Origin of the sequence: Pantoea conspicua, assembly GCF_002095315.1 — a bacterium.
Taxonomy (GTDB): domain Bacteria; phylum Pseudomonadota; class Gammaproteobacteria; order Enterobacterales; family Enterobacteriaceae; genus Pantoea; species Pantoea conspicua.
In genome coordinates, this window is sequence record NZ_MLFN01000051.1 from 1 (window position 1) to 22746 (window position 22746).

At 57.3% G+C, this 22746-nt stretch carries 16 protein-coding genes and 1 pseudogene; 9 read left to right on the forward strand and 8 right to left on the reverse strand.

Annotated elements, in window-relative coordinates; translation table 11 throughout:
* Positions 1–325: 325 nt before the first annotated feature.
* Positions 326–1825 (reverse strand): L-arabinose isomerase, encoded by a 1500-nt coding sequence (araA, locus tag HA41_RS15585; protein WP_094121549.1) that lies wholly within the window; start codon positions 1823–1825, stop codon positions 326–328.
* Between the two features lie 146 nt (positions 1826–1971).
* Positions 1972–3669: a ribulokinase gene (locus tag HA41_RS15590; protein ID WP_094121550.1), complete on the reverse strand. Its 1698-nt coding sequence runs from the start codon at positions 3667–3669 to the stop codon at positions 1972–1974.
* A gap of 365 nt (positions 3670–4034) precedes the next feature.
* Here HA41_RS15590 and HA41_RS15595 point away from each other — a divergent pair, with 365 nt between their 5' ends.
* The 5 genes from HA41_RS15595 (at position 4035) to HA41_RS15620 (ending at position 9907) form a co-directional block, all read left to right on the forward strand.
* Entirely contained in the window at positions 4035–5018 is a 984-nt protein-coding gene (locus tag HA41_RS15595; protein ID WP_094121551.1) for an arabinose ABC transporter substrate-binding protein, read from the forward strand.
* A 102-nt stretch (positions 5019–5120) separates the two neighbouring features.
* Complete coding sequence (gene araG / locus HA41_RS15600) at positions 5121–6641, forward strand: L-arabinose ABC transporter ATP-binding protein AraG (RefSeq protein WP_094121552.1); 1521 nt, start codon at positions 5121–5123, stop codon at positions 6639–6641.
* 12 nt (positions 6642–6653) lie between these two features.
* Positions 6654–7640: an L-arabinose ABC transporter permease AraH gene (gene araH, locus HA41_RS15605; protein ID WP_031377613.1), complete on the forward strand. Its 987-nt coding sequence runs from the start codon at positions 6654–6656 to the stop codon at positions 7638–7640.
* A 77-nt stretch (positions 7641–7717) separates the two neighbouring features.
* Positions 7718–8635, forward strand: coding sequence for an arabinose operon transcriptional regulator AraC (gene araC / locus HA41_RS15610; RefSeq protein WP_094121553.1), 918 nt, complete (start codon positions 7718–7720; stop codon positions 8633–8635).
* Positions 8636–8860: 225 nt separating this feature from the next.
* Positions 8861–9907, forward strand: coding sequence for an oxidoreductase (locus tag HA41_RS15620; protein WP_094121555.1), 1047 nt, complete (start codon positions 8861–8863; stop codon positions 9905–9907).
* A gap of 79 nt (positions 9908–9986) precedes the next feature.
* On the opposite strand, the gene add is transcribed toward HA41_RS15620, so the two are convergent.
* The 3 genes and pseudogenes from add to malX form a co-directional block, all read right to left on the reverse strand.
* The gene (add, locus tag HA41_RS15625; RefSeq protein ID WP_094121556.1) at positions 9987–10982 is read right to left on the reverse strand and encodes an adenosine deaminase; all 996 of its coding nucleotides are present in this window, start codon (positions 10980–10982) and stop codon (positions 9987–9989) included.
* A 143-nt stretch (positions 10983–11125) separates the two neighbouring features.
* Positions 11126–12297 (reverse strand): annotated as a pseudogene (locus tag HA41_RS15630) (MalY/PatB family protein).
* Positions 12298–12312: 15 nt separating this feature from the next.
* A complete protein-coding gene (gene malX / locus HA41_RS15635) occupies positions 12313–13902 on the reverse strand; it encodes a maltose/glucose-specific PTS transporter subunit IIBC (RefSeq protein WP_094121557.1) in 1590 nt (529 codons plus the stop codon).
* Between the two features lie 173 nt (positions 13903–14075).
* Between malX and malI the strand changes: the two genes are divergently transcribed.
* Entirely contained in the window at positions 14076–15101 is a 1026-nt protein-coding gene (gene malI, locus HA41_RS15640) for a Mal regulon transcriptional regulator MalI (RefSeq protein WP_094121558.1), read from the forward strand.
* A 43-nt stretch (positions 15102–15144) separates the two neighbouring features.
* Here the strand turns inward: malI and HA41_RS15645 are convergent, their stop codons facing one another.
* Complete coding sequence (locus tag HA41_RS15645) at positions 15145–16644, reverse strand: YdgA family protein (protein WP_094121559.1); 1500 nt, start codon at positions 16642–16644, stop codon at positions 15145–15147.
* A gap of 133 nt (positions 16645–16777) precedes the next feature.
* The gene (gene manA, locus HA41_RS15650) at positions 16778–17953 is read right to left on the reverse strand and encodes a mannose-6-phosphate isomerase (protein ID WP_094121560.1); all 1176 of its coding nucleotides are present in this window, start codon (positions 17951–17953) and stop codon (positions 16778–16780) included.
* Positions 17954–18153: 200 nt separating this feature from the next.
* On the opposite strand from manA, the gene fumC reads away from it, so the two are divergent.
* The gene (fumC, locus tag HA41_RS15655; RefSeq protein WP_094121561.1) at positions 18154–19551 is read left to right on the forward strand and encodes a class II fumarate hydratase; all 1398 of its coding nucleotides are present in this window, start codon (positions 18154–18156) and stop codon (positions 19549–19551) included.
* 46 nt (positions 19552–19597) lie between these two features.
* Here fumC and tus read toward each other — a convergent pair whose 3' ends face one another.
* Positions 19598–20527 (reverse strand): DNA replication terminus site-binding protein, encoded by a 930-nt coding sequence (tus, locus tag HA41_RS15660; RefSeq protein WP_094121562.1) that lies wholly within the window; start codon positions 20525–20527, stop codon positions 19598–19600.
* Positions 20528–20731: 204 nt separating this feature from the next.
* Here tus and HA41_RS15665 point away from each other — a divergent pair, with 204 nt between their 5' ends.
* Both HA41_RS15665 and HA41_RS15670 read left to right on the forward strand, forming a co-directional pair.
* On the forward strand, positions 20732–21916 hold the full coding sequence (locus tag HA41_RS15665) for an MFS transporter (protein WP_094121563.1): 1185 nt from the start codon (positions 20732–20734) through the stop codon (positions 21914–21916).
* A 206-nt stretch (positions 21917–22122) separates the two neighbouring features.
* Positions 22123–22617 (forward strand): RrF2 family transcriptional regulator, encoded by a 495-nt coding sequence (locus HA41_RS15670; RefSeq protein WP_094121564.1) that lies wholly within the window; start codon positions 22123–22125, stop codon positions 22615–22617.
* The last annotated feature ends 129 nt before the right edge of the window (positions 22618–22746 follow it).

Below are 22746 nucleotides of genomic sequence, written 5' to 3' on the forward strand. Positions count from 1 at the left end.
GATGGGTGATTAAAACAATCGCTGTTGGCTGATGAGAAAGGTCAGGTTTCGTCTTTGCTTTTAAAAATATGCGCTGAAGTAGCAAAAGGAGGGGATAGCGGGCAGTGGAGTAAAGCGTCCGCCGCATGGACAAGGTGAGTAGTCCGGCGGCCGGGCCTACGGGGATCTATTTACGGCGAATTTACGGAACGCCCGTCATTCGCGACTGAATAGCACCGTATTTATCAAAAACCGACGCGGGATTCATTCCTGCGTCGGTCGTTTCATTTACTTAATTTAGAGCGCTGCTTATCAAAAAATAAACAGCGCCGCCACACCCTATTAATTAACGTTTCAGACGGTAATACGCTTCGTTCCAGCGCAGCGCGTCTTTAAACGCAGGTAAACGGGTATGCTCATCAATCACCAGCACTTCGATGTCGTTCATCTCACCGTACAGATACATATCATCCAGCGTCAGCGCCTGGCTGAAGACCGTATGGTGCGCGCCGCCGCCCAGAATCCATGCTTCGGACGCGGTGGCCAGCGATGGCTGAGCACGCCACAGGGCGCGGGCCACCGGCAGTTTCGGCAGCGGCTTCGGCTGTTCAATCGCATCTACCACGTTAACCAGCAGGCGGAAGCGATCGCCCATATCGATGACGCTGGCGTTAATCGCACGACCCGCTGGTGTTGAGAAGATCATGCGGGCCGGATCGGCTTTGTCGCCAATGCCGAGGAACTGCACATCGATTAGCGGTTTCTCTTCGATGGCAATCGACGGGCAGACTTCCAGCATGTGGGAGCCGAGCACCAGATCATTACCCGGTGAGAAATGGTAGGTGTAATCTTCCATAAACGAGGTGCCACCTTTGCGATCGCCGGCCAGCACTTTGAAAATGCGCAGCAGCGCAGCGGTTTTCCAGTCACCTTCGCCAGCAAAACCGTAGCCCTGGCCCATCAGTCGTTGCACTGCCAGTCCTGGTAACTGGGTCATGCCGTGCAGCGTCTGAAAGTTGGTGGTAAATGCCTGACAGCCTTCCGCTTCAAGAAAACGCTTCAGGCCCAGCTCGATACGTGCTGCATCCAGCACGTTCTGCCGTTTTTCGCCACCAGAGGCCGCCACGTCGGTAAAGCGATAGAGGCTTTCATACTCGTCGATCAGCGCATTGACGTCGCCGTCACTCACCTGATTGATCACCTCAACCAAATCGCCAACGCCCCAGCCATTAACCGCATAGCCGAACTGAATCTGTGCCGCAACTTTATCGCCTTCGGTGACCGCCACTTCGCGCATGTTATCACCGAAACGTGCCACTTTGAGCTGCTGGCTGGCCTGTTTCGCCAGCGCTGCCCGCATCCAGTTACCCAGACGTTGCTGACTGGCGCTATCCTGCCAGTGACCGGTGACCACGCTGTGCTGCAGCCCCATACGCGCGCCGATAAAACCAAACTCACGGCCGCCGTGTGCGGTCTGATTCAGGTTCATAAAGTCCATGTCCATGCTGTCCCACGGAATCTCAGCATTGAACTGGGTATGGAATTGCAGCAGCGGTTTATTCAGCACGCTCAGGCCACCAATCCACATTTTGGCCGGGGAAAAGGTGTGCAGCCAGGTAATGATGCCGACGCACTGGTTATCGTGACTGGCGTCGCGACACAGGGTCAGCGCTTCGTCCGGTGATTTCACCAGCGGTTTCAGCTCCAGACGCAGTGGCAGACCGGCCTGATTCAACCCCTCGACCACCTGACGCGCATGTTGTTCGACCTGGCGTAACGTCTCCGCCCCGTAGAGGTGCTGCGTGCCAATCACAAACCACACGCTGTAGCTGTTTAACTGTTCCATAAGATCACTCCTTTACTTTGAGCCTACCCCAATAGGCTATTTTATTTGTCAGTCTGAACCTGGGCAGTGCTCACAATCCTCACGTACTCCGTGTACGCCTGCCTGTTCCGCGCTGTCCGTGTCCAGACTGCCTGCAACAATTACGCCTACTGGGATAGGCTCTTAGCGGAAGCGGGGCGGGCGGCGTATTGCGGTTCAGCCGTCACGCACCATTGTTGATAGCGTTGATAGAGTTGTTGATAGCGCGCCACGCGCGCCGGATCGGGCTGCAGCGTGACGGCGATCGGGCTGGCCATCACCTGTTGTGCCTCCGGCACGCTGGGGTAAACGCCCGCCGCGACGGCGGCGAAAATCGCCGCGCCCAGCGCACAGCATTCGTCTGAGGCGACGATATCCAGCGGACGGTTCATCACATCGCAGCAGGCCTGCATAATGGCGGGCGATTTACGCGCGATGCCGCCGAGGGTCAGAATGTTTTCCACCGGGATCTGCTGCTGCTCAAAGCATTCCATAATGGCGCGCGCGCCAAAGGCGGTGGCGGCAACCAGTCCGCCAAACAGCGCAGGCGCGTCGGTGCCAAGATTAAGGTCGGTAATCACGCCTTTCAGGCGCTGGTTGGCGTTCGGGGTGCGTCGACCATTGAACCAGTCGAGCACCACCGGCAGATGATCGAGTTGCGGATTGGCTGCCCAGGCCTCGGTCAGATCTTTGATCAGCGTCTTCTGCATCTCCGCCAGTTGCGGTTTCAGCGAAGGATGACGCTCGGCGGCCAGCTGCAGCGGCCAGCCCAGCAGGCGGCTAAACCAGGCATAGATATCGCCAAAGGCTGATTGTCCCGCTTCCAGCCCGATAGCACCTGGCATCACGCTGCCATCCACCTGACCGCAGATGCCTTTGATGGCGCGATCGCCCACCTGATCTGCATCAGCAATCAGAATGTCGCAGGTAGAGGTGCCAATCACTTTCACCAGGGTATAAGGCTTCGCGCCCCCACCGACCGCACCCATGTGGCAGTCAAACGCGCCGCCGGAGAGGGTCACCGTCTGCGGCAGACCGAGCCGCTGCGCCCATTCCGGACTCAGGGTGCCGACCGGCAGGTCAGCGGTCCAGGTGTCGCTGAACAGTGGGGAATCGAGCTGTTGTGTCAGCATCGGGTCCAGCGCGTTGAGGAAATCTGCCTCGGGCAGGCCGTTCCAGTCACCGTGCCACAGCGCTTTATGCCCGGCGGCGCAGCGTCCACGACGTAGCCGATCGGGTGCGGTAGTGCCGCTCAGCAGTGCCGGGACCCAGTCACACAGCTCCACCCAGGAGACCGCCGCGTCACGCACCGCCGCATCTTCGCGTGAGACGTGCAGAATCTTGGCCCAGAACCATTCAGAGGAGTAAATGCCGCCAATATAGCGGCTGTAATCCTGAAAGCGGCCGCTGTGACAGAGCTGGTTAATCTCTTCCGCCTCTTCAATGGCAGTGTGATCTTTCCACAACACAAACATGGCGTTGGGATTGTCAGCAAACTCGGGGCGCAGCGCCAGCACGTTGCCGTTGCGATCGATTGGCGCCGGCGTAGAGCCGGTGGTATCGACGCCAATCCCGACCACGTCGGCGCGCTGCGTTTCGCTAAGCGCATTCAGTACGCCGAGCATCGCCTGTTCCATCGCATCGATGTAATCCTGCGGATGGTGACGAAAACGGTTGGTGTGTGGATCGCTGTACAAGCCCTGTTGCCAGCGCGGGTAACTGACCACCGCACTCTGCAGCTCTTTGCCGCTATGACAATCGACGGCCAGCGCACGCACCGAATCACTACCAAAGTCCAGCCCAAGGGTGATGGCTCCAGCACGCATCGGAATCTCCTGTAGTTAATGAACCCTTACATCCTGTGACCGATGGGCCACAACGGTTAGTCATGGCTGGCTGACAATATGCACTTTTCTGTCATCGACAGTGATTTTGTGATCCATTGCAAAAGTTAACGTCCGGTTAAATTTGCTGAATATATGGAGCATTCTGCCGTGATTTTAAGATGTGATACCGCTCTACATTTTTCTTCGCTAATCCCGTTAAAACTAGCCCGGCGTCTGAACAGGCTTTCAGCAGTTAGCTCCCTAACGCACTGATTTATGGCTGTACCCACAAATCAAAACAAACTGGTAACGCTTACACCGATTCGTTAATAGCAGCGAAAAACAACCTGGTACCGGAGAGCATCATGCATAAATTCACTAAAGCGTTCGCGGCCATCGGCCTGGCAGCGGTTATGTCACAATCCGCTATCGCCGAGACCATGAAGCTCGGTTTTTTAGTCAAGCAACCGGAGGAACCCTGGTTCCAGACCGAGTGGAAGTTCGCCGATAAAGCCGGTAAGGATTTAGGCTTTGACGTGATTAAGATTGCCGTTCCCGATGGTGAGAAAACCCTCAACGCCATCGACAGCCTGGCCGCCAACGGCGCAAAAGGTTTCGTTATCTGTACCCCCGATCCCAAACTCGGTTCCGCCATCATGGCCAAAGCGCGTGGCTACGGTCTGAAGGTGATTGCGGTTGATGACCAGTTCGTCACTGCTAAAGGCAAGCCGATGGATACCGTTCCCCTGGTGATGATGGCAGCCACCAAAATTGGTGAGCGTCAGGGGCAGGAACTTTATAAAGAGATGCAGAAACGCGGCTGGGATGTGAAAACCACTGGCGTAATGGCGATCACCGCTAACGAACTGGACACGGCGCGTCGTCGTACCGGCGGCTCGATGGAAGCGATCAAAGCGGCGGGCTTCCCGGCAGCGCAGATCTACCAGGTGCCAACCAAATCTAACGACATCCCTGGCGCGTTTGACGCCGGCAACTCGCTGCTGGTGCAGCATCCGGAAGTGAAACACTGGCTGATTGTCGGCATGAACGACAACACCGTGCTGGGCGGCGTGCGCGCCACTGAAGGTCAGGGCTTCAAAGCGGCTGACGTCATCGGTATCGGCATCAACGGCGTCGATGCCATCAGCGAACTGTCGAAAGAGAAAGCGACCGGCTTCTACGGCTCGCTGCTGCCAAGCCCGGATGTTCATGGCTACAAGAGTAGCCAGATGCTCTACAACTGGGTCAGCAAAGGCGAAGAGCCACCAAAATTCACCGAAGTCACCGATGTGGTGTTAATCACCCGCGACAACTTCAAGACCGAACTGGCGAAAAAAGGGCTGATGTAAACCTAGCGCGTGCCGGTGTCTGACCACACCGGCGTATCTGAGAGTCAGCCTGTATTGTTCGCGCCGCTGGCCTGCCCGCGGCGCGAAAGAGTGAGGATAAACATGAACACTGATTCAGCTTTTCTGTCGTTTCATGGCATCAGTAAAACCTTTCCTGGCGTAAAAGCGCTGCAGGATATCTCCTTCGACTGTCGCAGTGGTGAAGTTCACGCCTTAATGGGCGAGAACGGCGCAGGCAAATCGACGCTGCTGAAAATTCTTAGCGGCAGCTATCAGCCCAGCGGCGGTGAGATTCGGATTAAAGGCCAGCCGGTTAATTTCCAGCACACCACTGATGCGCTGGATGCCGGGGTGGCGATTATTTATCAGGAACTGCATCTGGTGCCGGAAATGAGCGTGGCAGAGAACATCTACCTCGGTCAGATCCCGCACAAACATGGGCTGGTCAACCGTAAGCTGATGCGTTACGAAGCCGGTCTGCAGCTGAAGAACCTCGGCATGGATATCGATCCGGATATGCCGCTGAAATACCTGTCGCTGGGTCAGTGGCAGATGGTGGAGATCGCCAAAGCGCTGGCGCGTAACGCGCGCATTATCGCTTTTGATGAGCCGACCAGTTCGCTGTCGGCGCGCGAAATCGACAACCTGTTCCGCGTCATCCGCCAGCTTCGTGAAGAGGGCCGGGTGGTGCTGTATGTGTCACACCGGATGGAAGAGATTTTTGCCCTTAGCGATGCCATCACGGTGTTTAAAGATGGCCGCTATGTCCGCACCTTTACCGACATGGCCAACACCCATCATGACGATCTGGTGCAGGCGATGGTGGGCCGTAACCTGGGTGATATCTACGGTTATTCGCCACGTGAAAAAGGCGCCGTGCGTCTTGAGCTGGACCAGGTGGAAGCGAAGGGCGTCCGTACGCCAATTTCGCTTAAAGTCCACGCGGGTGAGATTGTCGGGCTGTTTGGTCTGGTCGGTGCCGGACGCAGCGAACTGCTGAAAGGGCTGTTCGGCGGCACGCGCCTGCGCGGCGGCCGGGTGTTGCTGGACGGTAAACCGCTGACGCTGCGCGAGCCAATCGACGCCATCCGCGCCGGTATCATGCTCTGCCCGGAGGATCGAAAAGCCGAAGGCATTATTCCGGTTCACTCGGTGCGCGATAACATCAACATCAGCGCCCGACGTCACAACCTGACCGCCGGTTGCCTGATCAAAAACGACTGGGAGAGCCGCAACGCTGACAGCCATATCCGTTCGCTCAATATCAAAACGCCAGGCGCAGAACAGCTGATCATGAACCTCTCCGGCGGCAACCAGCAGAAGGCGATACTTGGCCGCTGGTTATCCGAAGAGATGAAGGTGATCCTGCTCGACGAACCGACGCGCGGCATTGATGTGGGTGCCAAACACGAAATTTATAACCTGATTTACCAACTGGCCAGCGACGGTATCGCCGTGCTGTTCGCCTCCAGCGACCTGCCGGAAGTGATGGGCCTTGCCGATCGCATCGTGGTGATGCGTGAAGGGGCAATTGCCGGTGAAGTGCTGCATGACGACGCCACGGAGCAGCAGACGCTGAGCCTGGCAATGCCAAAAACCACACAAGCGGCCGCCGTGGCCTGACAGGAGAGCATCATGGCTTCATCCACGACCTCAAATACGCCGCCGCCAGCCTCACGCAGCGGCCTGCAGTTTGGTCGCATCTGGGACAATTTCGGCATGCTGGTGGTGTTTGCGCTGCTGTTTATTGCCTGTGCGGTGTTTGTGCCGAACTTCGGTTCATTTATCAATATGAAAGGCCTCGGACTGGCGATGTCGATGTCCGGCATGGTCGCCTGCGGGATGCTGTTCTGCCTGGCGTCCGGCGATTTTGACCTGTCGGTGGCGTCGGTGATTGCCTGCGCGGGCGTGGTGACCGCGGTGGTGATCAACATGACCGAAAGCCTGTGGATCGGCGTGGCCGCCGGTCTGGTGCTCGGGATGCTGACCGGCTTTATCAACGGCTTTGTGATTGCCCGGCTGAAGATCAATGCGTTGATCACCACCCTGGCGACCATGCAGATCGTGCGCGGCCTGGCCTATATCTTCTCTGACGGCAAAGCGGTCGGTATCGAAGATGAGCGCTTTTTCGCGCTGGGTTTTGCCAACTGGCTCGGCGTGCCTGCGCCGATCTGGCTCACCATCGCCACCATGTTGATCTTTGGCTTTTTGCTGAACAAAACCACCTTTGGGCGTAACACGCTGGCCATTGGCGGCAACGAGGAAGCGGCGCGCCTGGCCGGGGTACCGGTGGTGCGTACCCGCATCATCATCTTCATTCTCTCCGGTCTGGTCTCTGCCGCGGCGGGCATCATTCTGGCCTCACGCATGACCAGTGGGCAGCCAATGACGTCGCTGGGTTATGAGCTGGTGGTGATTTCCGCCTGCGTGCTGGGTGGCGTTTCGCTGAAGGGCGGCATCGGTAAAATCTCCTACGTGGTGGCCGGGGTGTTGATTCTCGGTACCGTTGAGAATGCGATGAATTTATTGAATATCTCGCCATTCTCACAGTATGTGGTGCGGGGTCTGATATTGTTAGCCGCGGTGATATTTGACCGCTACAAACAAAAACATAAAGCCTGATTTGGCCAGCCGTTAACCCGCAGACGCCTTAGGCGTCTGCGGGTTATTCGATCAATGACAGACTGAGTGAGGACACTATGTATCACCGTGAATCACCGGCCGGGCAGCAAAACCCCTTGCTGCCAGGTTATTCATTCAATGCCTGGTTGGTAGCAGGACTGACGCCGATTACCGCCGACGGTCCGCTGGACTTTTTTATCGATCGTCCGCACGGCATGAAGGGTTACATCCTTAATCTCACCATTAAAGGCAAAGGACGGGTGTTCGACGGCGAGCGGGCGTTTGACTGCGAGCCGGGCGAAATGCTGCTGTTTCAGCCGAAAACCGCACACTACTATGGTCGTGCGCCTGACAGCCCGCAGTGGTTTCATCGCTGGGTCTATTTCCGTCCGCGCGCTTACTGGCATGACTGGCTGCGCTGGCAGGATGAGCAGGAGGGCGTTGGCCGTCTGCTGTTGCCAGAGTCGCTGCGTGGCGAGTTCGACCGGCTGTTTGCCAGCATTGAGCAGACCCATAACTCCGGCCGCCGCTTTGCCGAAGAGTTGGCGATGAACCTGCTGGAACGGCTGTTACTGCGGGCGGTGGAAGAAGATCCGCGCAGTCATCAGTTAATCCGTGACCCGCGGGTGATCGAAGCCTGTCAGTACGTCACCAATCATCTGGCCAGTGAAGTGAAAATTGAAGAGGTGGCGCGCCATGTCTGCCTGTCACCGTCACGGCTGGCGCATCTGTTCCGCGAGCAGATGGGGGTGAATCTGCTGCGCTGGCGCGAAGATCAGCGGGTAATCCGCGCCAAACTGCTGCTGCAAACCACCCAGGAACCGATTGCCACCGTCGGGCGCGAAGTGGGCTATGACGATCAGCTCTATTTTTCCCGCGTGTTCCGTAAGCGGGTCGGCGTCAGCCCGAGTGACTTCCGTCGGCGCAATCAGGACGCGCACGACAACCTGGCGGCGCAAACCGCCTGGCCGATGACACAGAGTGCTATCTCTTAGTTTTTTCGGGATATTCCTCCTTGTCCTGGCCTGGTTAATGGTCTTAAATCAATCTGGTTAGCAACTAAGAGCCTATCCCATTAGGCTATTTTATTTGTCAGTCTGTACCTGGGCAGTGCTCACAATCCTCACGTACTGCGTGTACGCCTGCTTGTTCGGCGCTGTCCGTGTCCAGACTGTCTGCAACAATTACGCCTGATGGGCCAGGCTCTAAGAGGAATAAAAATGAGCGATAAATTGCGTGTTGGCCTGATCGGTTACGGTTTTGCCAGCAAAACTTTTCACGCACCACTGATTGCGGGCACACCGGACGTTGAGCTGGCCGCGATTTCCAGTAGCGATGCCAGCAAAGTCCACGCCGACTGGCCTGCCGTTCAGGTAGTGGCCGATCCGCAGGCGCTGCTGGACGACCCCTCTCTGCACTTAATTGTTATTCCTACCCCCAATGACACCCACTTTCCGCTGGCGAAAGCGGCGCTGAATGCCGGTAAACATGTGGTGGTCGATAAGCCGTTCACCGTGACGTTGTCACAGGCGCGTGAGCTGGATGCGTTAGCCAAAGCAAAAGGGCTGCTGTTATCGGTGTTCCATAACCGTCGCTGGGACAGTGACTTCCTGACGCTGAAATCGCTGATCGAGGCCGGTACGCTGGGTGAAGTCCGCTATTTCGAGTCGCACTTTGACCGCTTCCGACTGGAAGTTCGTCAGCGCTGGCGTGAAATGAAAGGTGCCGGCAGCGGCATCTGGTATGACCTGGGACCACATTTGCTGGATCAGGCGCTGCAGCTGTTTGGCGCGCCGGTGGCGATTAACGTCGATCTGGCCGAGATGCGTCCGGGCGCGCAAACCACCGACTATTTCCACGCCACGCTGACCTATCCGCAGCGCCGTGTGGTGCTGCACGCCAGTATGCTGGTGGCAGCGGAATCGCCGCGTTATACCGTTCACGGCACGCGCGGGAGCTACGTCAAATATGGTCTTGACCCGCAGGAAGATCGGCTGAAATCCGGGGATTTCCCGCCGAAAGAGGATTGGGGCTACGACATGCGTGATGGCACCCTGACGCTGGTTGACGGTGATACATTGAAGGAAAGCAGCCAGCTGACGCAACCGGGTAACTATCCGGCTTACTATGCGGGCATCCGTGATGCGATTGCCGGTCGCGGCAGTAACCCGGTGACGGCAGAAGAGGCGATTCAGGTAATGGAACTCATCGAGCTGGGTCTGCAATCCGCCGAGAAGCGCCAGACGCTGTCGCTGAAGCGCGTTTAATGGGTCAGTGCTTAACGCAATAAGTAAAAAAGCGAAACGGGCCGGAAATCCGGCCCGTTTTTTTGCTGACGCGACAGGATTACTGCACGCGGGCGCGAATCGCGGCTTTCTCGGCGTCGCTGAGAAAAGCGATGGTGAGACCATTTTCCTGCGCCTGACGGATCTGCGCCGCGCTCAGGCCTGCCGCCGGTGCGGCATGATGATATTCATGCGCCAGTTCAATGCCCTGAACGGCCGGATCGTCGGTGTTTAACGTGGCCAGAATGCCGTGCTCAAGGAAGGCCTTCAGCGGATGTTGCGCCAGTGACGACACGGTGCTGGTCTGAATGTTGGAGGTCAGGCAGGATTCAATCCCGATGTGGTGCTCCGCCAGGAAGTCCATCAGCGCCCGATCTTCGATCGCCTTCACACCGTGACCGATACGCTCGGCTCCCAGTTCACGAATCGCCTGCCAGATGCTCTCCGGTCCCGCCGCTTCACCGGCATGGACCGTCACACGGAAACCGGCATCGCGCGCCTGGGTAAAGTGGCTGAGGAACTCGCTGCCGGGGAAACCTAACTCATCGCCCGCCAGATCGACAGCGGTGATGTGATCGCGATGAGCCAGCAGGCCATCCAGTTCGGCCAGGCAAGCCTCTTCGCCGAAGGTCCGGCTCATGATGCCGATCAGCCGCACGTCGATATTATGCTGCTGGCAACCGGCTCTGACGCCATCAATCACCGCTTCAACCACGCCGGCAATCGGCAGATGATGGGTCATTGCCATGTAGCCCGGCGAGAAGCGCAGTTCCGCATAGTGAATGCCGGCACGGGCAGCATCTTCGACATTTTCCTGCGCAATACGGCGGCAGGCATCAAGGTCGCCCAGCACCTTCACGCCCCAGTCGAGTTTTTGCAGAAAGCTCACCAGGTCAGGCTCATTGTCGCCCACCTGCACATGCGGACGCAGTGTCTCCAGTGTGGTGGCGGGCAGGGCAAGGTTAAACTGGCGACCTAAATCAAGAATGGTTTGTGCACGGATGTTGCCGTCGAGGTGGCGATGAATATCGGTAAGAGGAATCGTGGTATCGATCATGGTGCACTCGCTCAGTGGTAACTAAAGTGCATAGCATTATAAAAATATCTTGCGCAACAGCGCCAGCTATTTGCGCAACTACTGGCGTGGATGCTGGTTAATTACCCATAACCGGCCAGCGATGACCGCCTGGCCGGTGGATTTCAGGCGGACAATGCGTGAAGGGCGGCAATCAACCGGCTGACGCCATCTTCCACCTTGCTGCGCGGACAGCCCACGTTGAGGCGCAAAAAACCCTGGCCCGCGCTGCCGTAGGTCGAGCCGGGCATGATCGCCACGCGTTGCTGGATCAGCGCCTGCTGCAGCGCCTCTTCGCCAATGCCGAGCGGATTAAGATCGATCCAGGCAAGATAGGTGCCTGCGGCGGCTGCCAGTTAAGTTGCGGAAACGCGGTGTTAAGCCGATCGGCAACCCAGATCAGGTTATCCGATAAATAGTCGCACAGCGCATCGAGCCACGGCGCGCCATGCCGGTAGGCGGCGATGTGCGCGGCGACGGCAAGCACCGCCGGTGACGAGAGTCCATCGGCATTTTTAAGTGCCTGGAACCAGGCCGCCCGGTCAGTAGCATCCGGGATGATGCCCCAGGCTCCGGTCAGTCCCGGCAGGTTGAAACTTTTCGATGCCGAGGTAAACAGCGCCCAGTCGCCACGCGCCACATGGGCCCACGGCGTATGAGGCTGGTCAGCCATCATCATATCCATATGAATTTCATCGCTGATCACCCGTACCTGATAACGTTCGCAGAGTTCAGCCATCTGCTGCAACTCGGCCGCCGTCCAGACTTTGCCGGTGGGATTGTGCGGACTGCACAGCAACAGAATCTTACAACGCGGACGCGCCAGGCGGGCCTCCAGCGCCGTCATATCACACTGCCAGGCTTCACCTGTTCGCTGCAGCGGCATCTCCAGCACCTGCCGCTGGTTGCCACGCACCGTTTTATAAAAGGCATCGTAGGCAGGCGTATGGATCACCACCTCATCGCCGACTTCACTCCAGTGACGGATCATCTGCGCCACCATGTAGATCACCGACGGTCCATACACCAGCGTCTCCGGCTGCGGCTGATAACCAAAACGGCTGGCCATCCAGTGACAGCAGGCCGCCAGGAAATCATCATGCTGCCAGCGGCTGTAACCGAAAACGCCATGCTCAAGGCGATGGTTCAGCGCCTGTAACACCACCGGAGCGGTTCTGAAATCCATATCGGAGATAGTGAACGGCAGCAGATCGGGTACGCCAAAGCGGTCGGCAACAAAATCCCACTGGGTAGACCAGCTGCCACGGCGATCGATCACCTCATCAAAATTAAACATCCTGGCTCCCGGTACTTAAGCGGTGACGTTCATCAGCGTCGACAGTTCGTCTTTCACTGACTGCACCTGCGGGCCGATCACCACCTGCAGGCTGGTCTGATTAAGGTGCACCACGCCAATGGCACCGTTGGCTTTCAGGGCCGCATCGTCCACTTTACTCATGTCGGCGATGGTCAGGCGCAGACGTGTCAGGCAATTATCCAGTGAAGTGATATTTTCCACGCCGCCCAGTGCGGACAGAATAGCCGGTGAGTTATAGCCCGACTTGCCTTTACCGGCATTGCTGACCTGTTGCGCCAGCGCGCTGGCACTTTCCACTTCGCGTCCCGGTGTTTTGATATTGAAGTGCAGAATCGCGAAACGGAAAATCAGGTAGTAACCCACAAACCAGATTGCCGCGACCACCGGCACCCAATACCATTTGGTTGACAGGCCGTGCAGCACGCCAAACACCACGAAGTCGATGATGTTGCCGTCGGTGTTACCGATAGTGACCCCGAGAATGGCCATCAGACTAAAGCCAACGCCGGTTAACAGCGCATGGATCAGATAGAGGAACGGCGCGACGAATAAGAACAGGAACTCGATCGGTTCGGTAGTGCCGCCCACCACGCAGGCCACCACGCCGGAAATCAGCAGGCCTTTAATTTTATGTCGGTTTTCCGGGCGGGCGCAGTGATAGATCGCCAGTGCAGCACCCGGCAGGCCACCGAGGAAGGCCGGCATTTTGCCCTGTGACAGGAAGCGGGTGGCGCTTTCAGCAAAACCGTGGGTCTCCGGACAGGCCAGCTGCGCCTGGAAAATTGTCAGGGCGCCGCTGACGCTTTTGCCGCACACCTCAAGCGTGCCACCCGCATCGGTAAAGCGCATGATCGCCACCAGAATATGCTGCAGGCCAAACGGCAGCAGCAGACGTTCTCCGGTGCCAAAGATCATCGGACCGAAGTCGCCGGCGCTGTTGATCATCCAGCCCAGGCCGGTAATGCCGCGGGCGAAAAAAGGCCAGATCAACGGCACAACCAGCCCCAGCATACCAATCACCAGCGTGGTAATAATCGGCACAAAGCGGGTGCCGCCAAAGAAGGCCAGCGCATCGGGCAACCGGATATTGTGAAAGCGCTCGTGCAGCCAGAACACCACGATACCGACGATCACCGCACCCAGAATACCGGTATCAATCGACGGGATACCGAGAATCGACTGGACGTTGTTGGCTTTCAGCACGGCGGCATCGGTGGTCGGCAGAATGCCATTCACATTGAGCCAGAAGTTGATACTGAGGTTGAGCACTGCATAGCCGACGAAACCGGCAAACGCCGCCACCCCTTTATTTTCGCGCGCCATCCCGAGCGGGATCGCAACGGCAAACATCACCGGTAAGTAACTGAAGGCAAAGGAACCGAGTTTCGCCATCCACAGAAACAGATATTGCAGCCACGGCTGATCCAGCACCGGCAACAGCGTCAGCACATCATGGCTGCTCAGCGAACTGCCAATGCCGAGCATGATGCCGCAGAACGAGAGCAGGGCCACCGGCAGCATAAAGGTTTTCCCCAGACTCTGGAAAAATTCCCAGACGGACATTTTTTGGTGAGGTGCAGGCATGATCTCTCCGGCAAGGGTTTTAAGGATGTTTAAGTGCAGCGATGATAAAACGTTTTACCAGGGTGATATGCGCGCTGAATCACACTCTTCCGGCCAGGGCTGATATTATTTTCTGACGTTAAGGTGTAACGTTTTATCTTCTATTCAGACGTTTTATTCGGATAAGTAGTGGCATGAGCAGAATTACCATCCATGACGTGGCTGCCGCCGCAGGCGTTTCGGTCACCACTGTCTCTCTGGTGCTCTCCGGCAAAGGGCGGATTTCTGCTGACACCATGGCGCGCGTTAATCAGACCATTGAGCAGCTTGGCTTTGTGCGTAACCGTTCGGCGACCATGCTGCGCGGCGGGGAAAGTGGGGTGATTGGCCTGATCGTGCGCGATCTCAGCCAGCCGTTTTATGCCGAAATGACTGCAGGACTCAGCGACGCGCTGGAAAAGCAGGGCAAACTGCTTTTCCTGACCCAGAGCGGCCGTCAGGGTCAGCATCTGGAGCGCTGCTTTGAGTCGCTGGTCGCGCAGGGCGTCGATGGCGTGGTGCTGGGCGGCGGTGCGGATAAAGCCAACCAGATGGTGGCCCGCGCGCGGGAATTGCAGATCGCGCTGGTCTGCGCGGCGCGGGCCAGTAGCCTGGAAGAGGTGGATGCGATCCGTCCCGATAACGCACAGGCCGCGCGTCTTGCCACCGAATACCTGATTCGGCAGGGACATCAGCGCATCGCCTGGCTGGGCGGCCACAGCGCCTCGTTAACCCGGGCGGAGCGTCTTGGCGGCTATTGCGCCACCCTGTTGCAATACGGTCTGCCGTTCCGGCCAGAGTGGATTATTGAATGCGGTAACAACCAGAAAGAGGCCGCGGAGGCGGCGATTCAGCTGTTTCAGCACCATCCGCGCCTGACCGCAGTGCTGGCCTACAACACCCCGACGGCGCTGGGATGTTATTTCGGCCTGCTACGAACCGGGCGGACATTCGCTCGCGGTGCGGTCGACAGCTACTATGGGCAACAGCTGGCGCTGATGGGATTTGGTGACGAACCGCAGGCGGAGCTGACCGATCCGCCGCTGACCGTGGTGACCAGCTCAGCACGCGAGATTGGTCGGGTTGCCGCCGAGCGCATCCTGCAACGGATGGCGCATCCGGACGCTGCGCGACAGAATGTGATTATGCCGCCGCAGCTGATTATTCGCGGTTCAGCATAAAAAAAGGCGACCCCAGGGTCGCCTTTTTCTCACGGGTCAGCCGTTACTGCGGCATCCCTTCGCTGGTCGGCATACCCAGCATATAGCGTGACATAAACTGCTCCAGCGTCATCTTGTCGCCGTTCATGTTCACCTGGCCGTTAGTGTACTGCAGGCTGGTGATGATGTTGTTATCCTGCTGCTGGGTCAGACGGAACATCTGTCCCATCGCCGCCAGACCTTTCACCTGCTGATCGGCCAGCTTCTGCGCATCATCGCTCTGATAGCCTTCTGCCAGACCCACTTTATGCATGGTCTCGGTCGCCATCGGCATATTGATGGTCAGCTTCGCATCCAGCGTTTTCAGCACCCGATCAACCATGCCGCTCAGGGTTTGCGGTTCGCCGGTAACGGTAGCGGGATCGTTAAAATTGGCGGTCAGATTAAAGGTGCTTTCGCCCTTATCATTCTTCCAGCTCAGCGGCGCGATGCTGATCGACGGCGTGCCTTTCAGCAGCGTCGGCAGGTTGTTCATCAGGATAGTATTGACGCCCGCCTGATAGCGAATCGGATCGTCCGCCAGACCTTTCTGGTTCTGCAGGTCCTGCATCTGCGCGTTGTAGCGATCGGAGAAGGCTTTAACCGCCTGGGCATCAAACTGCGACAGCTTCATCTTCAGCGCCGCCTGACCAAAGTCCTGCTTCTGCAGCTGAACGCTATCGACCTTGTAGTCAATATTGCCGCTGATCTTACCGGCACTGTTATCGAAAGAAGAGTTGCCGGTCATCTTGTGCAAGGTCAGGGCATCCTGACCGTTAATGCTGGCATTAACCTTTTCAATATCCACTGACTGATCGCCAACCCGCACGCCTTCCGGACTCAGATGGGTGTTGCCGCTCAGCTTCAGGCCGTTAAGAGTGAACAGCACCGGCTGGCCCATCTCATTTTTACTGGTCAGCGCCAGGCTATCGACATCGCTGCTCAGCGAGACTTTATCGCCTTTGCGGTCGGCGCTGACGTTAAGCGTGCCGCCATTGGTTGCCAGACGTTCGCCGGTTTGCGCGTTCTGGTAGTCGATCGGCAGAATACGCAGTGCGGTATCGGTGGCACCGCTGTAACCAATGCGGGTATCCGCATTGATCAGCGATTTGTTTTGTGTCAGCTCAAACAGCTTCTTCACCGCATCGGTATTCGCCAGTTCAGTGTGCACCGACGCCATGCTCGGGATCAGATTGAAGTGCTTCAGTTGCGCAAACGGGAAAGGACCATGATCGATGGTTTCGTTCAGAATGACACTCTGGCCCGGTTTCAGCAGGGCGTTATCTTCCGTCTGCGAGCTGGCCTGGATCACCAGGTTAGCTTTGCTGCTGAAGACGCCACGCTGGTAATCCTGATAGCTGATCTTCAGTCGACTGTTGGGTGCATAAGCATTCAGCTGGGTATTGGCGTTCTGCACCAGCTGGTCCATGTGGCTTTCCAGTTGCTTGCCGGTGAACCATGCTGCGCCGGTCCAGATTACGCCCAGCGCGATGATCACGCCCACGGCAACGTTGGTCTTTTTCATTGCTGATTCGTCCTTATCCTTGATCCGCTTACGCCGCAGGTTGCCCCGACGACTGAAGAAAAAACGCCCGCAGGCGTTTTTAAATGCTAATAGATTGAAATAATAGCAGTTAACAGCAGGTCCGTCAGCCGCTTCACCCTAACTGGTTAAACACCCGCGCCAGCCGGCCGGTTCCGGCGACCGTTACCGGTGCTTCACTGGCAGCGATAAAGCAGGATTCGCCCGGTTGCAGCGTCAGCTGTTGCTGATCTTTCGCCACCACCGCCTGGCCCTCAATGCAGAACAGCAGCGCCGCGCTCTGCTGATTCAGCGTCTGCGGCTCTGCGCTCAGGGTGTGAATAGCAAAGGCGAAATCATCGACCGGAATCGGGAAGTTCAGGCTATGAGCCTGCTGTTCCGGCTGCGTCAGCAGTGCGCTGGCGGGCTTCTCCTCAAATTTGAGGTTGGCCATCAGCTCGGGAATATCAATATATTTTGGCGTTAAGCCAGCGCGCAGCACGTTATCGGAGTTCGCCATCACCTCCAGCGCCACGCCTTTCAGGTAGGCGTGTGGCGTTTCAGCATAGAGGAACATCGCTTCGCCCGGTTGCAGGGTAATCACGTTCAGCAGCAGCGGTGAAAACAGGCCGCTGTCGTCCGGGTAGTTCGCCGCGATCGTGCTGATGGTCTGCCAGGGTTCGCCCTGCTGGCTGTTAAGCACCGATTTCAGCAGGTCCAGCGCCAGCGATTTTGCCTCACCCTCCAGCGACAGCAGGGTGGAGAACAGGGTTGCCAGGTTAGTCCGATCGGGATGCTGCAAAAAATGGGCAATCTGCGGATGCGCACCGGCGACCGGCTGAAGCAGCGACACCATCTCGCTCAGCGGGCGGAAACCGTTCATCGCCTGAAACGGCGTCAGGGCATAGACCAGTTCCGGCTTATGGTTGGCATCTTTATAATTGCGCTCGGCGGCACTCAGGGGAATGGCGGCGGCATTTTCACGGGCAAAACCGGCCTCAGCGGCACTTTTGCTGGGATGAACCTGAATTGACAGCGGCTGATCGGCGCACAGCACCTTGAACAGGAAAGGCAGCTCGCCGAAGCGCTCTGCCACGGCAGCGCCGAGGGTTGCGGTCGGATCGGCTTCGATCACCTCGCGCAGCGAACGCGGCGTGCCGTGATCGTCGACGGTTGACGGGCTTTTGGGGTGCGCCCCCATCCACAGTTCGGCCATCGGCAAACCCTGCGGATTAGCAATGCCGTAGAGTTCGGTTAACGCCGTTTTGCTGCCCCATGCGTAATTCTGCAGCGAATTGTTCATTTTTTGCATCATTAAACCCTTTGTCACAGGATGTTATTGGCGCTATTAAAGCAGAAAGTGCCTGGGAAAATACATATCAAGCGCAAAAGGACGCTAAGCTCTCATAATGTTAAATTATTGTATGTCATTATCTTGCCCGCCCGAATGTCGCCCACAGGACGATGCATCGGGCGGTCATTCATTTAAAACAGAGCGAAGGAGACGTATTCATGGCAGGCAACCGCATTGAGAAAGATTCAATGGGCCCGATTGATGTACCGGCTGATAAACTGTGGGGCGCGCAGACGCAGCGCTCGCTGGAGCATTTTCGCATCTCAACCGAAAAAATGCCGACCGCACTGGTTCACGCGCTGGCGCTGACCAAACGCGCCGCCGCGGCGGTTAACCGCGATCTTGGGCTGCTGCCGGCTGACCGTGCAGAGGCGATCATCAATGCGGCGGACGAAGTGCTGGCTGATAAGCACAGCGACGAGTTTCCGTTAGCCATCTGGCAGACCGGTTCCGGTACCCAGACCAACATGAACATGAATGAAGTGCTGGCAAACCGCGCCAGTGAAATTCTGGGCGGTGAGCGCGGTATGTCGCGGCTGGTCCATCCCAATGATGACGTTAACAAGAGCCAGAGCTCGAATGACGTTTTCCCGACTGCGATGCACGTTGCGGCGGTGATCGCCCTGCGTGAACAGCTGATCCCGCAGATCCAGGTGTTAAAGAAAACCCTGAGCGAGAAGTCAGATGCGTTCAAAGATATTGTCAAAATTGGCCGTACCCATCTACAGGACGCCACGCCGCTGACGCTTGGCCAGGAGATCTCCGGCTGGGTCGCGATGCTCGAACATAATCTGAAGCACATTGAGCAGAGCATTCCGCACGTGGCGGAACTGGCGCTGGGCGGCACCGCTGTCGGCACCGGCCTGAACACCCATCCGGAATATGCGGTACGAGTGGCGAAAGCGCTGGCCGATCTGACGCAGCAGCCGTTTGTCACCGCACCGAATAAGTTTGAAGCGCTGGCAACCTGTGATGCGCTGGTTCACGCCCACGGTGCGCTGAAAGGACTGGCGGCCTCGCTGATGAAAATCGCCAATGATGTGCGCTGGCTCTCATCCGGTCCGCGTTGCGGTATTGGTGAAATCGCCATTCCGGAAAACGAGCCAGGCAGCTCGATCATGCCGGGTAAAGTGAACCCGACCCAGTGTGAAGCGATGACCATGCTGTGCTGCCAGGTGATGGGTAATGACGTGGCGATCAATATGGGCGGCGCATCCGGTAACTTCGAACTCAACGTGTTCCGTCCGATGGTGATCCATAACTTCCTGCAGTCGATCCGTCTGCTGGCGGACGGCATGGACAGCTTCAATCACCACTGTGCGATTGGCATCGAGCCGGTACGCGAGCGCATTGAGCAGTTACTGAATGAGTCGCTGATGCTGGTGACGGCGCTGAATACCCATATCGGTTATGACAAAGCGGCCGAAATCGCCAAGAAAGCCCATAAAGAGGGGCTGACGCTGAAGGGTGCGGCGCTGAAGCTGGGCTATCTGACTGAAGAACAGTTTGATGCCTGGGTACGTCCGGAAGAGATGGTTGGCAGCATGAAGTCGTAAGCCTTCTGCTGTACAAAGGCCAGCGCGTGCTGGCCTTTTTTATGCCTTAAATCGGGCAGTCGACCCACAGGTGCAGCCGCGGGATCAGCAGGTTAAGCGGCTCGGCGGCCGGCTTATGGCGATAGGTAATGTTATCGGCATCGTAATTCAGCAATTCACCCAGCACCGGCACCTGGCTGCGGTCGCGGCAGATCACCAGAATCGGCGACGGACAAGCCAGCTGCGTCTGCTTTTTCTGGTCGGCACGCCAGACGCGCGCCACCGGCTGTACTTTAACCGGTCGCTTAATTTTCAGCCTGGCCGACGCGGGCAGGGCGCGCACGCTGGCTAACTCCTCCTGCACCTTTTCTGCCCACTGTTCGCGTGACCAGGGTGCCTGAGCCCGTCCGGCTTTCAGGCTTTTTTCCAGCTGGGCAATCACCTCTTCACGCTTCATATTTTTGATGATGTGCTTATTCGCCCAGCCGAAACGCAGGCTGTCCGGTGCACTGAGCAGGGTGATGGTGCGATAGGCATTGAGCGTAATCAGCCCGCGCAGGTGCTGATGGACAAATTCGAAGCGTGCCTCGCTGGGCAGGCCGGAATCGACCGTAATCAGCTGCTCCAGCCGCGCTTTGAGCTGGTTAATGGCGTCGACCTGAGCGCTGATCTCCGCTTCACGCGGCTCATCACATTCAATGCACAGCGCCCCCGGCAGACGGACCGCCGCTTTGGTACTGAGCTGCTCCGACTGGTGCTGCATAAACAACCGACAGTAGTGGTTCAGCGCCAGATCTAAGGCCTGTTGTCCAAGATGCTGCTCGACCGTGATTTGCGTGATCGCTTCATGCTCGCGACCTTTGACAATCGGCGGCAGGCTGAATACGCGCGCGATCAGCAGCGGTTGTGCCTCAATCTGCTGGCGTAACTGGCCCAGCGCCTGTTCTAAATCGTTTACGCATTGATGCATATCTGACACTAAGTCGTAGCGCGCCATTCCGGGCCTCCATAGTTACAACGTCCATAATGTGGCAGAAGCGTGCAACAGACGCAATAGCGATACTAGTTACAACATACTATAAGCCTGTCTGTTAAAACCAGTGCGACCATTCAGGCGCAAGCAGGATGAAAAAGCGGCATGCATTTTTCCTTATCTCAGAACATGTTATAAAAATGGTTTGCTCGCTAACGGATAGCTGATGTGAACCAGACTAATAAACCCGGCGTTGCCGCCATTATTACCCTTGGCTGGGTACAGATCCTGTCGTGGGGCGGATCGTTCTACCTTATGGCGGTGATGGCGACCCCGATCGCAGTGGAAACCGGCTGGTCACAGCAGTGGATTTATGGCGCGCTCTCAACCGGTATTCTGGTGTCAGGGCTGCTGGCGCCGCTCAGTGGCCGGATCATTGCCCGCACCGGTGGCCGACTGCTGCTGGCGATGAGTGGGGTAGTGATAGCGTTGGGTCTGGTGATGATGGCTTTCAGCTACCATCTGCCGCTGTTGCTGTTTGCCTGGGTGATTATCGGCATCGGGATGGCGATGGGGCTGTATGATGCGCTGTTTGCCACGCTGGGTACCTGTTACGGCGGGCAGGCGCGGGCGGCGATTACTGGCATCACTCTGATTTCCGGCTTCTGCACCACGCTGGTCTGGCCGGGTACTGCGTTGTTGATTCACGCTCTGGGGTGGCGGGGCGCCTGCCTGGCGATTGCTGCGCTGTTGACGCTTTGCGTACTGCCCGCTTATTTCTTCGCTTTACCGGCGAGCCAGACAATCCGGCCGGTTAAAGTACGTAACCCGGTCACCACCCACGCGGAGATTGCGCCTGCCATCTTCTGGCTGCTGTGCGCCATTTTCACCCTTGCCTCGGTAATCATGACTGCCATTTCGGTTCAGCTGATCGCCCTGTTGCAGGCCAGCGGCCATACGCTGACCTCGGCGCTGGCGATCAGCGCCGTGCTGGGCCCGTGTCAGGTGGGGGCGCGAATTGTTGATATCGTCTTTAAACGCAGCCATCCGATCCGTACCACCTTATTTTCGGTCGGGCTGGTGGCACTGGGCTTGCTGTTACTGGCGCTGGCGCCGCAGATGGCACTGCTGAGCATGGTGCTTTACGGTGCCGGTAACGGTTTACGTGCTATTGTGCGCGGAACTTTACCGCTGGCGATGGTCAAACCAGAGTCCTATGCCATTGTGGTCGGCCGGATGGCGCGTCCGGCACTGATGGGACAGGCGCTGACGCCGTTGATTGGCGGGTATGTGTTTGAAAGGATGGGGGCTTCAGCAACACTGTGGTTGCTTTGCACGTTAGCAATCTTTAACGTGGTGCTGGTAATGATACTGAAACAACGGTTGCCCGCGTCACCCGCCGCGACCGCATGACCCGCGGGTCGTCATGAGGCTGTCAGCGCGGGCCGTTAGCAGGCTAAGCACCTTGTGCTATCAGGCCTCAGACTTTGGTGAATACGTGCCTTGTCACCGCTGGCTTGCTTCTAAAAAGCAACTGTGTTTGTTATATTTATTGCTCATTGATTGTTCACTTATGCGGCAATAAAACAATAAGATGCACCGCAACTCAGGATAAAGAAATGCTTGATTACCGCTTCCCGACAGCTTTGCAAATGGTTCTGAGCGTAGCGATGGCGGAGCAAATGGGAAAACGCTCTACCAGCGCGATTCTGGCCTACGGGCTGGAAGCGAATCCCAGTTTCATTCGAAAATTAATGGTTCCACTGACCCGTGACGGCATCATCGTCTCGACGCTGGGCCGCACCGGGTCGATCCATCTGGGTCGCCCCGCCGCAGAGATTACGCTGCGCGATATCTACGTCTCGGTGATCGAAGACAAGAAAATCTGGGCGGCGCGGCCCGATGTCGCGCCACGTTGCCTGGTCAGCGCCAATCTCTGCTGGTACTTCAAATCGATTGCCGATGAAGCCGAGCAGGCATCGCTGGATGTGCTGGCGAAACGCACCGTCGCCGATGCGCTCAATGAGCTGAAGAAACGCGACACCAGCAACTGCACCGCGGTTCCGGAACCGGAGCCCGATGAGATTGATGACCTGTGTAAAAAGAGCCGCTGATGCGGCTTTTTTTATGCCTGCAGATCGGCAGCGCTGAAGATCGCTCATCCCTTATCAGCGAGGTAAGCACCTTCGGTTGGTAATTTCGCATTGATCTTCTCCGATAGCCGGGTAATATGACTTCACATT

What these genes read in the sequence shown, in the direction of transcription:
- malI (WP_094121558.1), top strand. Translation starts at nt 14,076, where the DNA reads ATGAGCAGAATTACCATCCATGACGTGGCTGCCGCCGCAGGCGTTTCG.
- araG (WP_094121552.1), top strand. Translation starts at nt 5,121, where the DNA reads ATGAACACTGATTCAGCTTTTCTGTCGTTTCATGGCATCAGTAAAACC.
- malX (WP_094121557.1), bottom strand. Translation starts at nt 13,902, where the DNA reads ATGCCTGCACCTCACCAAAAAATGTCCGTCTGGGAATTTTTCCAGAGT.
- tus (WP_094121562.1), bottom strand. Translation starts at nt 20,527, where the DNA reads ATGGCGCGCTACGACTTAGTGTCAGATATGCATCAATGCGTAAACGAT.
- manA (WP_094121560.1), bottom strand. Translation starts at nt 17,953, where the DNA reads ATGCAAAAAATGAACAATTCGCTGCAGAATTACGCATGGGGCAGCAAA.
- fumC (WP_094121561.1), top strand. Translation starts at nt 18,154, where the DNA reads ATGGCAGGCAACCGCATTGAGAAAGATTCAATGGGCCCGATTGATGTA.
- HA41_RS15670 (WP_094121564.1), top strand. Translation starts at nt 22,123, where the DNA reads ATGCTTGATTACCGCTTCCCGACAGCTTTGCAAATGGTTCTGAGCGTA.
- HA41_RS15595 (WP_094121551.1), top strand. Translation starts at nt 4,035, where the DNA reads ATGCATAAATTCACTAAAGCGTTCGCGGCCATCGGCCTGGCAGCGGTT.
- araC (WP_094121553.1), top strand. Translation starts at nt 7,718, where the DNA reads ATGTATCACCGTGAATCACCGGCCGGGCAGCAAAACCCCTTGCTGCCA.
- add (WP_094121556.1), bottom strand. Translation starts at nt 10,982, where the DNA reads ATGATCGATACCACGATTCCTCTTACCGATATTCATCGCCACCTCGAC.
- araA (WP_094121549.1), bottom strand. Translation starts at nt 1,825, where the DNA reads ATGGAACAGTTAAACAGCTACAGCGTGTGGTTTGTGATTGGCACGCAG.
- araH (WP_031377613.1), top strand. Translation starts at nt 6,654, where the DNA reads ATGGCTTCATCCACGACCTCAAATACGCCGCCGCCAGCCTCACGCAGC.
- HA41_RS15645 (WP_094121559.1), bottom strand. Translation starts at nt 16,644, where the DNA reads ATGAAAAAGACCAACGTTGCCGTGGGCGTGATCATCGCGCTGGGCGTA.
- HA41_RS15590 (WP_094121550.1), bottom strand. Translation starts at nt 3,669, where the DNA reads ATGCGTGCTGGAGCCATCACCCTTGGGCTGGACTTTGGTAGTGATTCG.
- HA41_RS15620 (WP_094121555.1), top strand. Translation starts at nt 8,861, where the DNA reads ATGAGCGATAAATTGCGTGTTGGCCTGATCGGTTACGGTTTTGCCAGC.